The 12,384-nt window shown below is 43.8% G+C and carries 8 protein-coding genes; all 8 read right to left on the minus strand.

Going from position 1 to position 12,384, the window contains the following annotated elements; translation table 11 throughout:
- Positions 1–28: 28 nt before the first annotated feature.
- The 8 genes from DXX92_RS15065 to DXX92_RS15100 all read right to left on the minus strand — a co-directional run bounded on the left by DXX92_RS15065 (position 29) and on the right by DXX92_RS15100 (position 11,886).
- Positions 29–1,075: a glycosyltransferase family 4 protein gene (locus DXX92_RS15065; protein WP_116001197.1), complete on the minus strand. Its 1,047-nt coding sequence runs from the start codon at positions 1,073–1,075 to the stop codon at positions 29–31.
- A gap of 239 nt (positions 1,076–1,314) precedes the next feature.
- Positions 1,315–2,829, minus strand: coding sequence for a sigma-54-dependent transcriptional regulator (locus DXX92_RS15070; RefSeq protein ID WP_116001198.1), 1,515 nt, complete (start codon positions 2,827–2,829; stop codon positions 1,315–1,317).
- Positions 2,830–2,918: 89 nt separating this feature from the next.
- Positions 2,919–4,799 carry a SpoIIE family protein phosphatase gene (locus DXX92_RS15075; RefSeq protein ID WP_116001199.1) on the minus strand — a complete coding sequence of 627 codons (1,881 nt, stop codon included), beginning with the start codon at positions 4,797–4,799 and terminating at the stop codon, positions 2,919–2,921.
- Positions 4,800–5,008: 209 nt separating this feature from the next.
- Positions 5,009–7,540, minus strand: a complete 2,532-nt coding sequence (locus DXX92_RS15080; protein WP_116001200.1) for a response regulator — start codon at positions 7,538–7,540, stop codon at positions 5,009–5,011.
- A 93-nt stretch (positions 7,541–7,633) separates the two neighbouring features.
- On the minus strand, positions 7,634–8,368 hold the full coding sequence (locus tag DXX92_RS15085; RefSeq protein ID WP_116001201.1) for a tyrosine-protein kinase family protein: 735 nt from the start codon (positions 8,366–8,368) through the stop codon (positions 7,634–7,636).
- Positions 8,369–10,603: an SLBB domain-containing protein gene (locus tag DXX92_RS15090; RefSeq protein ID WP_245961493.1), complete on the minus strand. Its 2,235-nt coding sequence runs from the start codon at positions 10,601–10,603 to the stop codon at positions 8,369–8,371. It abuts the gene before it with no gap.
- Positions 10,593–11,537, minus strand: coding sequence for an OmpA family protein (locus tag DXX92_RS15095; protein ID WP_116001203.1), 945 nt, complete (start codon positions 11,535–11,537; stop codon positions 10,593–10,595). Before DXX92_RS15095 ends, DXX92_RS15090 begins: the two co-directional genes overlap by 11 nt.
- A gap of 1 nt (position 11,538) precedes the next feature.
- Positions 11,539–11,886 carry an STAS domain-containing protein gene (locus tag DXX92_RS15100; protein WP_116001204.1) on the minus strand — a complete coding sequence of 116 codons (348 nt, stop codon included), beginning with the start codon at positions 11,884–11,886 and terminating at the stop codon, positions 11,539–11,541.
- Positions 11,887–12,384 lie beyond the last annotated feature (498 nt).

Below are 12,384 nucleotides of genomic sequence, written 5' to 3' on the forward strand. Positions count from 1 at the left end.
CTCCTACCAACCAAATTAGTGATGCTGATTACTTCACTGGCTGAGCCAAAACTTCATGGCTCAGTGCTTGGCGATAAACCGTTTCAATTTGCGGCACCACTGCTGTCGTCGAAAACCTATCAAGAATCGTTTTGCGCGCATTTTGGCTAATCAACTTGAAACGACTTGAGCTTAGTGTCACGACTTGCTGTAGCGTCTCGATAAACTTTGCTGGCTGGTGTTCATCAACCAACCAGCCATTAACTCCGTGGTCAATCAAGCTGGGTAAGCCGCCTACGGCATAGCTGACGACAGGAATACCGTGTGCCATCGCTTCTAGCGCAACTAAAGGCAACCCTTCTGCTCGGCTAGTAATACAAAGCACTTTAATCTCTTGCCAATGCGGCAGCATCGACGGTACCTGCCCCAACAAGCACATATTCAGCGGTTTACTTTTATCAAGAGATGAAAACAGTGGCCCTGCACCGTACATTGAAAAAATATGCTCTGGCATAGCTTCGGCAACTTGTAAGAAATGATCTGGGCCTTTCTCATGGCTAAAACGCCCGACAAAGGCCAGTTGATTGCAGCGAAATGACACGGTTTTGAGTGGCGCAGGTTCAACGAAGTTTTGAATCACATCGCTACTCACTCCCAACTCATCAGCAATGGGTTGAGACACACTGATGCATTGAGTGCCTTTGGCACTAATGCGATCTAACCAACGATAGAAGCGGATTTTTAACGTGCCACGCTCGCCTGCATGAAACGTCGATACCACCGCCTTATCCAACATACGACAAATAAAGCGACCAATAATGCCAGCCTTGTAACCATGGGTATGAACAACGTCAATGGAGAGTCTACTTAATGTTTGGTAAAGCTCTACCGCACCGCCACTCAACTTAATGGTTTTAGTACGCAATTTAGGGTCAACATCAAATACGGGATGTTCACCATAGTTCGCCATCAAAATAATTAAGACTTTATGACTCGCTTGCTCTAACCCTAAGGCTAAGTTAGCGATATGACTTTCGATACCACCAAAACTGCGGCTATCGACTAACAGAACAATATTTAGCGAAGAACGACTCATTGATAATCACCTTATGTTGCATCCGAGCTGTTTAAGGTGAATATCAGCACAATATGCGCCAATCTATTTTTAGATTACTTTACAATAAGTTAAGCTTTCAATATAGGAAGGTATTCGCAAACTGCAATGCTATATTTGTTGAGAAATAAGAGGATATTTGCAGCTTGCTAATAAGCGTAAATATCCTCAGGTAGCGGTGAAACGAGCTAGTGGAGTGTTGATCACTTGATAGGAAGTAACTACTCATCCCAAGACTGTTTTTTTCGGTAAATCGTTGATGGGCTGACATCAAGCAAGGCGGCCGCTTTTGGTATATTCCCGTCACATGCAGCAATGGCTTGCTCTATTGCCTGCTTTTCCACTAACCATAGCGGCATAATGCTTGAGCTGCACTCTGCGCTATCTACTGGGCTATTCTCAGAGCCATCAAGTAAACTACCTCCGGAGTTATTTGCTGAACTAGCTGCTAGTGTATTAACTGAGGTTTGTTCTGAATTATCATACATAGCTGTTTCAACCACAGGTGTGACCGACTGAGTAAAGCTAGTTGCAGGCTGGTTAGTGCTTGATGAAAATTGATTGAGTGGGGCGGGCAGCATGTCAGCAGTCACCGCTTCAGCATTATTTAGTACCACTAAGTTGCGGATCACATTTTCCAATTCGCGGACATTGCCCGGCCAGCCATAAGATAAAAAGACATGCTCAGCATCTGCGGCAAAGCGGCTAAACGCTTTGCCTTCTTCATTGCTAATCGATTGCAGTAATTTTTTCGCGATTTGCAAAATATCATTGCCACGCTCACGAAGCGCAGGCAAAACGACAGGAATAACGTGTAAGCGGTAGTACAAGTCTTCACGAAAACGCCCTTCTTGCACTTCTTTTAACGGCTCTCGATTAGTTGCACAAACAAAGCGTACATCTACTTTTTCTTGCTTACTTGAACCAACTTTTTGAAAAGTACCAGACTGAATAAATCGCAAAATTTTGCTTTGCAAATCCAAGTCCATTTCACACAATTCATCAAGAAACAAAGTGCCACCGTCAGCTAGAGCAGCTGCGCCCTTGCGTTCACTAGAAGCGCCGGTAAACGCACCTTTAACGTGACCAAAAATTTCACTTTCCATTAAGTCTTTGGGAATAGCCGCGCAGTTTAAGGCAACAAAAGGTTTGTCTTTACGGGCACTGAGCTGGTGAACCGCTTCGGCACACAGCTCTTTACCTGTACCGCTTTCACCCGTAATAAAGACAGTTGCATTGCTAGGCGCTGCACTTTCAAGAATACGATACACCCCTTGCATAGCCATTGACGAGCCAATAAAACCGCAGAAGTCTTGTCGGTCTAATTCACGATATTCATCAATAATCTGACTCATTTGCTGATTTTTGATGGCGTTGCGCAAAGTAATCAATAAACGCTTAGGCTCAACCGGTTTGCTAATAAAGTCAAAAGCACCGTACTTCATCGCATCCACCGCAATATCTACCGAGCCATGAGCGGTTAAGATCACCACCACAATCGGTAATTTTTGCTTGTGAATGTACTTTAAAATGTCCATGCCAGACATGTCGGGCAAGTTTAAGTCCAACAGCAGGATGCGTGGACACTGGGTATTGATAATGTCTAGCGCAGCCTGACCATTGCCAGCCATTAGCAAGTCATAAGGCTCTTTTGAAAGAAAACCAGCGTAAATCGCAGATAATGTGGGACTGTCTTCAAGCAGTAGGATTTGTGTTTTTTCCGTCACAGACTTCATTCCTTGGCAAGTTGCTCTGTATAACTCTATGACAGCTAACGAATAAACACCATAAATATTTAAGTCTAAGGCTTATGTTAACAGCTCAACTAGGACTTAGTTAACAGTAATAAAGTTACGTCATCATTCGGTTTTGGACAAAGTGTTAAAAAATGCTCAAAGCTCAACTCAATAAAAGCCTGCGCACTACAGTGCTTACTCGCTATTTCAAACTCTGGTAAAAATGCCCCGTATGAATGACACTGGTAAGCACTCTTCAAACTCAACAACTGGTCAAAATAAGCGTTTGGTTTCATGTCTTTTGGTAGGCAATCGGTTAGCCCATCTGTAAACAACAAAAGCTGTTGGCCTGGCTGCATTGATAAGTAGGTTGATTGATATTCAATACCTATGCACACACCAGCAAGTGCCCCTTGCACATTAAGCACTTCGTAAATTGGCATATCAGCATTTGATGACGCTGTTAGCAAAAGTGGCTGTGGGTGACCAGCACTGGCAATTTCCACACCTTGCTCATCAATTAGCAGCGCCAGATAAGTAAACATACTGCAACTGAGCAGTTCGTCTTCAAACAACTTGTTGGACAATGCAGTCATCATCGCCGTTAAGTCAAAACACTTTGCCTGAGAAAATTGCTGCGTATTCAGTGATAACCCTGAAAGAAAGCCAGAGAAAAAACCACTAAAGCTATGGGCAAAAAGCTTTGCCTGCGCATCGTGCCCCATAACATCAGCCAGTATTAGCAGGGTTTTGTCACCTATCGCTTGCTGATAAATAAAATCTCCACCACCTGTCTTTGGCGAAAATGAACGAGCATGTATTTGATAGCCACAAATACTGTCACTAACCTCAGGCTTTAATGCTTGATTAAGCGTGTTATCAAGTGAGCGGTTAAGCCGCGCAGTTTTTTCTGCTTCTAATTGCTGATGACGTATCAACGCCCGCTCTACCGACAAGCGCAGTTTTTCCTTTTGCACAGGTTTTATCAGGTAATTATCAATACCTAAGTGGTTAGCTTGCATTTCAACATCGAAGTCATCTTGTGCTGTCAAAAAAATAAAGGGAATATGCGAAAGTTTAGGGTTGGCTGCTAGGCGTTTTTTTAAGTTTAAACCATCAAGATTTGGCATCGAAATATCAGAGATAACTAAGTCATAAACCCCACTCTGTGGCCTAGAATGAGGTCTAGAATGTAGTGCTGACTGCTCTGACGACTGCTGATTAACATCCGTAATACTATTTTGTTCAAGGTGCTCTAAAAACGCTAAGCCGTCGTTAAAAACAGTTACTTCATAATGGCTAGGTAAATAACCTTTGATCAATTCTCGCATCATCGGCTCATCTTCCACCACGGCAATACGCACATTTGCTTGCGAACGTGTTTGATACTGAAGTGAAAAACTAAAGCGGTTTACTTCTGGTGCGTTATCACCATAATCTTGAGTAGGCAGCTTCGAGAAAGTTTGTGCACCCGCCCTGAGCCTTCGCTGATATTTGCAATCAGCAAACAAGTTAAAAATGATACCAAGCCCCATACCGGATTCGCCAAAGCTAAGCGAAGCCTGTTGAGTGTTAGCATTAGGCTCGCCATCTTCCGATGGGGTGGTTGGATTACTTTTACTTAGACCATTGACCCGCATTTGACACTGATTAAACTCGTCAAAATAACTACTATTATCTTGAAGGCTAATAGTGATACGCTGGCTACTCGCTTCGTCATTGCCATCGCCATCTGCATTGACAAGGGGTAGTAATTTAGCTTGAGAAACCATTAACTGAATAAATGTTGCGGGCTCAATAGCGTGTTTTACAATGTTGGTTGCCCACTCGGAAATCACCAACTTTGCTTTATTGACGTCGGCACTGTCAACGCCACACTTTGTAAGTACATTCGTTGCCGCATCTCGAATGGTTTTAATTTCATTCAACGATGCTGGTCGAGTTAACGTCAGTAATAAGGTATCCATCATATTTTGCTACCAACTCCATGTATCACTGTTTAGCCTATGGTTATACCAAGCTGAATAACTGTTTGATCACTTTGCGAACAACCTCAGCTATGTGTATTTAAAGTCCTTTTAAACACTCTATAGGCTATTTGTATTCGCAGTTTATGACAAGCATATGTTTTGGCCGATTATTAACTGTCAGAGCTACCAGTCAGCGCTAGCGGTCAGAATTAGCCGCTAGAATCAGCAATCAAGTAATCTTGCTCTAGTACCGCTAAAACCTGCGCGACCAGCTCAGCAAGCTGCGTTATCAGCTCGATGGTTGCATCAGACAAGCTGCCGTCACTCGGTTGCCGTTGACAGACATGTTCTAATTGCTTCGCCAATTGCCCTAGGCCAATCGCACCAATACTCGCCGCGCTGCTTTTTATCGCATGGGCCTCTTTCTCAATCTGACTGGCATCCGCTTCTGTTTTTGCTTGCTGAATTACCTCAACACGACGACGAGTTTCATCAACAAAAAGATGTAGCACTTTATTGAAGATTTCCGCTCCTGTATCACATAGCAACTGGTCAATTACCGATTTTTCGATTAACGGCTGTGATGGTGTTTTTTCAAAGGCTTGTGGCTCGCGACTCAATGTTGAGCTGGCTTGGCTGGCTTGACTGGCTTGGCTTGCTTGGTTAACGGGTGCTGATACTATCGGCTGTTTTAGTACTTTGCTGGAAGAAACAGGGCTTGCTAGCGCTTCTTGTTGGCGTACTTGTTCAAAATAGCTGTAGATTTTTAGCAGCAAGTGCTCGCGATCTATCGGCTTTTCAATAAACTCATTCATCCCAGCAGCAAAACAATGCTGCATATCATCTTTGGTGACATTAGCGGTCATTGCCCAAATGGGTAAGTGTCTGAATTGCTGAGACTTACTGCGAATGATTCGACATGCTTGCGCGCCATCCATAACAGGCATCGACAAATCCATCAAAACTAGTTGGTAACTTTCACACTCCACTTGCTTAACCGCTTCAGCGCCATTGTTAGCAATATCAATGTGATAGCCAGCACGCTCAAGCATAGTCGTGATCACCAACTGGTTCGGTAGGCTATCTTCTACCACTAAAATTCGTTCGCCATTACCCGTTAGCTGATGCTGCTGAGCGCTAATTTCTGACGCTTCTTGCGCTGCAGTACCCAATACTTTTTCACCTAATACTAACGCCATTAATTCACTGGGTGGCGCTAGCCAGCGATTTTCCCCTTCGTTGACCAGCAAAACATCGTCAGAGCCGGTTTCATCGTGCAAATTTATGACTTGGCAGCTATCACTGGAGTCACGAATAAAGTCTACTTGGCATTGCCATAAGTGAAGTTGTTTTTTTATCGATACTTCATAGAAAGGGGCAAAATTAACAAACGCCATTTTTTTCGGGTTAATCGATTGGCTTTCAACATTGCTCGTAACATTGCTAGTAACAATGGGCGTAGTAAAGTGGCTATGCGGTATCGCCACTAAAAACGTAGTTCCCTCACCTTCTTTCGAGCCAACTCTAACTTCACCGCCCATTAATTCAGCAAGCTGTTTTGTAATAGCTAAACCTAGCCCCGTCCCTTCAAATTGACGTTTGTAGGAAGAGTCTGCCTGAACAAACTTGTTAAAGAGCTTAGCAATGTCTTCATTTTTGATCCCAACACCTGTGTCTTTCACTTCAAAATGCAGCACGGTGTCGTTGCCATAAACACTCACTTCAACACCGCCGTGCTGGGTAAATTTAATGGCATTGGCAATCAAATTGATCAGTATCTGTTTCACCCGCTGCTCATCTAGCAACAACTCGCTGGAAAGCTGCGGTGATAAACAAAACATTAAGCCAATATCTCTGGCTTTAGCGCGTTCAATAAACAAGCTGTGCAAGTCATCCATCAAATCCAGCGTGTTAAATGTGTGAGGCGATAGTTGCAGCTTACCGGCTTCAATTTTGGAAAAATCGAGGATATCGTTAACCAAGGTTGATAGTGATTCACCTGCCGTTAACGCATTATGAAGTAGTTGACGCTGCTGGTCGTCAAGTTGCGTACTGGTTAGTAGCTCCATCGACCCCAACATGGCATTCATTGGTGTACGAATTTCATGGCTCATTACTGCGAGGAAGTTACTTTTCTCTTGCGAGCCCGAGTCTGCCGCCAGTTTCGCCTGCTCTAATTCATGATATAAATGATTTACGCGACTGCGCATTAAATTACGGGTTTGAATAGCTTGTTGCAGCGTCAAAATCAGCTGTTCGCTGTCCCACGGTTTTTCAATAAAACTCCAAATACGCCCCTTATTAATCGCGGACATAACCAAGTCAGAGTCGGCATTACCGGTTAACATAATGCGAATAGTTTCAGGGTAATTGGTTGCCACTTCCGATAAAAAAGTGACGCCATCCATTTCCGGCATGCGCATATCAGAGACGATAATATCAATGTTCTTTTGAGCAATAATTGCTAAGGCTTGCAGCGGGCTGGTGACAAATTCAAAATGCGCAGGAATTTTTCGAGTTAAACGTTTTATTGCCGCCAAAATGGCTTGTTCATCATCAACAAATAAAATACTCACTGGCGCGGCGCTGTCATTTTCGCTCTGGCCCTGACTCTGGCTATCACTTGCTAGCGAGTCAGCAACACCTAGGATACTCTGCGCGCTGTTTCGATCTGCCATAGCGCTTTGGCTATCTGCTTTGTTTTGATTAGCCAAATAAGAATTGCGATCAATTAACGTCATATGATCTCCCTTTACTTACCGCTGTTGAATTGATGGTTTTTGCACCTTGCTTTTAGGCATATGGCGATCCCCAACTCAGTCATTATTTTTACCTTACACCGCGACATTGAGCATCACAACATTTGCCAGTTTTGCTCTTAACTTGCTCATCATTTTAGGCAGCCAAGCATCAAGTTTGTGACTTTCGCGGATCATTTCATCAAGCAATGATGGATTTGATTTATCATTGACCACAGTGCCAACAATATTCACTTGTTTTGCCACCAGTTTTTCGATCCCTTCTTCTATTAGATTAGCAGGAGTTTTACCAGCCTCTACTACCATAATGGCACCATCACATACTTGGCAAACGGTACAGGCGGGAATATTGTGTTGATTAAGCATCGCCAATGATGCCGTATCAAAAACAATGCAATCGAATTCACTTAACCATTGATTGATAGCCTCAATCAGCAAACTCGCTTCGCGATATTTTTTGATGGTCATCGCATCATTGCTGACAGGCAGAACGCTATACCCTTGCTCGTTTAAGTTGATAATGCCTGTATTAACTTGGCCTTGTGCAGCTTGTGATGTTGACTTTTGTGTTGGCATTGGCGCGTTCACCGCCTCTTGCAGTCGCGCTTTTAACACGGGGTTAAACGTATTAAGCTCGACCAAAAGCACCTTTTTATCTGAAGCCTGAGCTCGTTTCACCAAAGCTTCTGCGAGCGTCGATTTGCCTTCACCCGGCGCTGCCGAGGTGATAGCAATGGTGCGATAGTTAGCACCCAAGGTTTGGCTATAAACGGCCTCTACTTCGGCATAATGACTTGGTAAAGTAATCATCTAAAACCCTCCTGTGATGGCAACAAGTGAGACAACGCTGACCATATCTTTCACGTTTGACACAAATACATTCCAGTCACTGTTATTGATATCTGGTACGTAGACAGTGTCACCACTGCGTACCAATGGCAATTTGGTAAAATCAGGGCGTTTAACAAAGGTTTTTAAATCAAAACGTTGGCTTTGATTTTCACTAGCCTTAGCGGTTGAAATATTAACCACCATAATGTCTGTCAAATGCGCTTTGTCGGTTGGCCCGCCTGCTTCCGCCAACAAGTCTAAAATGGTCATTGCTTCGTTAAAGGTGTAACGACCAGGCTTAGCAACCGCGCCAATAATGCGCACCGTTTGTTCCTTTTTCTGATCTAACCAAGCTTTGTCGCGCTGCGGCACATAAATGGTATCGCCTGCACGAACCAGTGGCAGCAAGGTTTCGTCACCTGTTTCAAAATAAAGACCCAAATCTACCGTTGTCACTTTACTGGTGTAACCATTGCGGTGTGTCACTTTAATCGCATGAATATCCGCAAATTGATTAGGTCCATCGGCAGCCGACAATATATCGAGAAAGTGCAGCTTATTGTCGAAGGCATAACGGCCTGGTTGACCCACTTGACCAAATACGTAAATCGAACTTTCTTGTGACTGGCGTAACCAACGCGCTTTGTTGTCAATCACGTCTCTTGGTTTTTCCGGCACGATAATCGTGTCGCCTGCAGACACTTGTGGCAGTAATGAAAAGTCACCACCATCAGTAATAAAAGCTGCTAAATCAAAAGGTTTTTCTCGACTTGCTTGGCCGTTTCTTAGTACCTTGATTTGCGAAATGTCAGCATCTTGCGTTGGGCCACCGGCGTGCGCCAAAATATCAAGAAACGACATTTCATCACCCCATTCGTATCGACCCGGTTTAATTACCGCACCAATTACGCGAATAGCACGATCTGGCGAAATCTTTAACCATGACTTCTCATTCATATCGGTTTTTTCTGGAACAAATATCGCGTCACCCGGTGAAATTTCTGGAATTTGGCGTGCGGCTAAGCCCTCGGTATAAGCTTGCAAGTCAAAGGCATCTACTTGTCCAGATGAGCGAATAATGCGTACTTGGCGCGTTTCAGCAAAACGTGTTGGACCACCAGCATTGGCTAAAATATCAAAAAAGGCAGTACCATCAGGTGCTTCATATGCGCCGGGCTTAAACACTTCGCCCATCACATAAATAGTACGCAAGCCCGTTTTAATCTCTTCTTCTTGGATTGGTACAAATAAAGTAGAGCCTGCTGTAATTGTCGGCATGCTAGTGGCATCACCAGTATCAAGGTAATGTTTTAAATCAAATAGCTGAGGAATACCTTGGTTAATCACACGAATATGTTCAACACCAGCATAACGAGTAACACCGCCAGCTCGCATCAGCATATCAACAACCGTATTACCCGCTTTGTAAGAAAACACGCCGGGCTTTAACACTTCGCCAAATACTTTGATTGCTGTACCCGCTTCAGCACCGTCACCACTGGCTGATAAGGTTGCAGCATCAAAGTCCATTTGCACATTGCCAATTAGTGGAGAGGCTGGCACAAAGATCACATCTAGCGGTTGTAGCTCAGGCAAAATCGCGAAATCACCCGTGTCTAAATATTTTTTATAATCAAAAGCAGTGACTTCACCCGCGCGATTTAACTGAATTTTATCAAGCTGAGCACCGGCGCTTGGTCCACCAGCTTGTTGCAACGCAAGTTGCACATTACCGTCTGCAGGTAAATCTATCATCCCCGGCTCTTTCACAAACCCAAGCACTCGCACAGGCAAGCGGCGTTCAATCAGCACAAGGTCAAAATCATCAATCGCACGGTATTGCTCAGCGAGTAACGCCTTAACATGCAAGGTCGCTGCCGCTAGCGGCATGCCGCCCAAGGTGACTTGTCCAATCTCAGGCAGCATCAGCAAACCTTCTTGATTAATTTGAAAGTGCTTTTCAAAATCAGCCTCACCTGGCAGGTTTAACTGAACAATATCACCAGCGCGCAATACTACTTGTTCCCGTACTACTTGTTCCGGTAACACTTGCTCATGCGCTAGTTGCTCCTGTGCTGAGGCAGATGATGACGCAATGATCGAGGTTGCTAGCGCTAACCAAGTGAGTGTTAGCAAAGCAAATGCTATGCAGCGTCGAGCAAAGCTATTCACATTCAAAACTAAACAAGATAGAAAAAACTGCCTATTCATCATGACTCTCCTTGCCGTTAACTGCTATCAGCTGACTGCTCTTTAACTGTTGACTAGCTACCTGACTCGGCAGTGCCAAGCGTAATGATATTTTTGTATAGCGATTGAAGACTTGTTGCGTTTGGTTAACTTCGCTTACCCTAGGCGCCGTTTCACCAACCGCTTCAATGCTAACTTTTTCAGCCGCAATGCCGGCATCAATAAAGTAGCTAGCCACTTGCTCGGCTCGCGCTAAACTCAATGTCTGGTTATATTCAGTGCTGCCGTGGCTATCGGCATGGCCAGTAATCACAAGCCTAGACTCAGGAAAGCTTTTCATTAGTACCACGAGTTTTTCCAACGCTGGATAATAAATCGTTTTTAGCTTGGCCTGATCAAAGTCGTGTAAGGTTTCCGTGATCACCGTATAACCTTGAACGCTGATATTGTTGCCAGCTTCTTGAGCCTGCCGTTGTTTTTGGCCTTGGTTTTGGCTTTGCTCTTGGCTATATGCGTCTGCCGATAAATTTACTACTTGGCACTGCTCGAAAGAGCCCTCTTTATACCAGTCTCTAAGTACCGTTACTTTATTGGTCTCGCTACAGCCGAAACGCCCATCAATGTAGTGACTAATGCATTCCAGTTTGCGTACTTGTCTGTCTAACTGAGTAAGCGAAATAAAGGCATCAGCATACATTTGCCCAGTGAACTCTTGCTCAGTTTTGTCCAGCAAGCGGTAGCCAACTTCAAGCTGACCAGCAACGCATTGATGGCTTAGTCGTGTTGTAAGCGACATCATTTTTAAGCGCGATGCTTGCAAGTACTCTTTCAGCACTAACTGATCAGGGCTTAACGCAGCGCCATTGCCATCAGCTGTCTGCTCGTTTGATGAGCTACACCCAGTCAAGACAAGCGTAGAACTAGCAAGGATGATGGCCGACAATAAAGTGTGTTTCATATTACACCGCCTTCAACATACCAGCAGTCGTTACGTAGTGCTCCAAGCTGTCAAAGCAGTGAATAGTTTTATCTAGCATCAGCATTTTAAACAGCTCTTTAGGTTGCTCGTTCAAACCAACTACTGCCACTAACTTCCCTTTAGCAACCATACGCTTGTATAAAAACACGATGGCGCCAATACCTGACGAGTCAATAAAATCGACATCTTTCAAGTCAATAACAATATCGGAAGATAATTCGGCGTAACTGGCTAGATCAGCTTTCATAGCTTTAACTGCATCAGCGTCTAAATCTTCGAATAACTTAATGACGACATCATTATTTAAGTTGTAAATTTCGTTCAGCATAAACACCTCGACTTATCGCTTTATACGACTTTGTTTGATTTAAATTTATTGTTCATATTTCTTTGTTCGTATTTTCTTATTTAAAAAGAGCAAACTTCGAACCAAAAAAAATAAACCTTAATTTACAAAGACCTACAAGCAAAAACCATCTTTGAGTTATGTAGACTTTTGCAAATACCTGCAACTTGAATTGCAGAATGCAAATCGCGAAAGTTCATAGTTAGCAACTAGAAATTAGGAACTTGAGACTAGGGCGTGTTGATCTTTCAGGGTTGTTTTTGCAGCAGTCTGTTTGGGTTTTATACAAGGCGGCACTTGTGCAGTGTAGTCATTCTCCATAAATAAGTGCCAACACAGTAGAAAATTCAAACAGACGCTGCCCTGCGGGTTCATCTAAACGCTTCCTGCTCATTGTTGCTCGCTTCTTGCGTAGAACGACTATGTGACAAAGCGAGCGCCGCGATCAGAAAGCGTTTAGATTGAACAAAATTCAATCTC

The organism is Thalassotalea euphylliae (assembly GCF_003390395.1).
In the GTDB taxonomy this organism is placed as follows: domain Bacteria; phylum Pseudomonadota; class Gammaproteobacteria; order Enterobacterales; family Alteromonadaceae; genus Thalassotalea_F; species Thalassotalea_F euphylliae_C.

Excerpts from the sequence above, each read along its gene's own strand:
- DXX92_RS15080 (WP_116001200.1), bottom strand. The coding sequence starts at position 7,540 with ATGACGTTAATTGATCGCAATTCTTATTTGGCTAATCAAAACAAAGCA.
- DXX92_RS15085 (WP_116001201.1), bottom strand. The coding sequence starts at position 8,368 with ATGATTACTTTACCAAGTCATTATGCCGAAGTAGAGGCCGTTTATAGC.
- DXX92_RS15100 (WP_116001204.1), bottom strand. The coding sequence starts at position 11,886 with ATGCTGAACGAAATTTACAACTTAAATAATGATGTCGTCATTAAGTTA.
- DXX92_RS15095 (WP_116001203.1), bottom strand. The coding sequence starts at position 11,537 with ATGAAACACACTTTATTGTCGGCCATCATCCTTGCTAGTTCTACGCTT.
- DXX92_RS15075 (WP_116001199.1), bottom strand. The coding sequence starts at position 4,799 with ATGATGGATACCTTATTACTGACGTTAACTCGACCAGCATCGTTGAAT.
- DXX92_RS15090 (WP_245961493.1), bottom strand. The coding sequence starts at position 10,603 with ATGATGAATAGGCAGTTTTTTCTATCTTGTTTAGTTTTGAATGTGAAT.
- DXX92_RS15070 (WP_116001198.1), bottom strand. The coding sequence starts at position 2,829 with ATGAAGTCTGTGACGGAAAAAACACAAATCCTACTGCTTGAAGACAGT.
- DXX92_RS15065 (WP_116001197.1), bottom strand. The coding sequence starts at position 1,075 with ATGAGTCGTTCTTCGCTAAATATTGTTCTGTTAGTCGATAGCCGCAGT.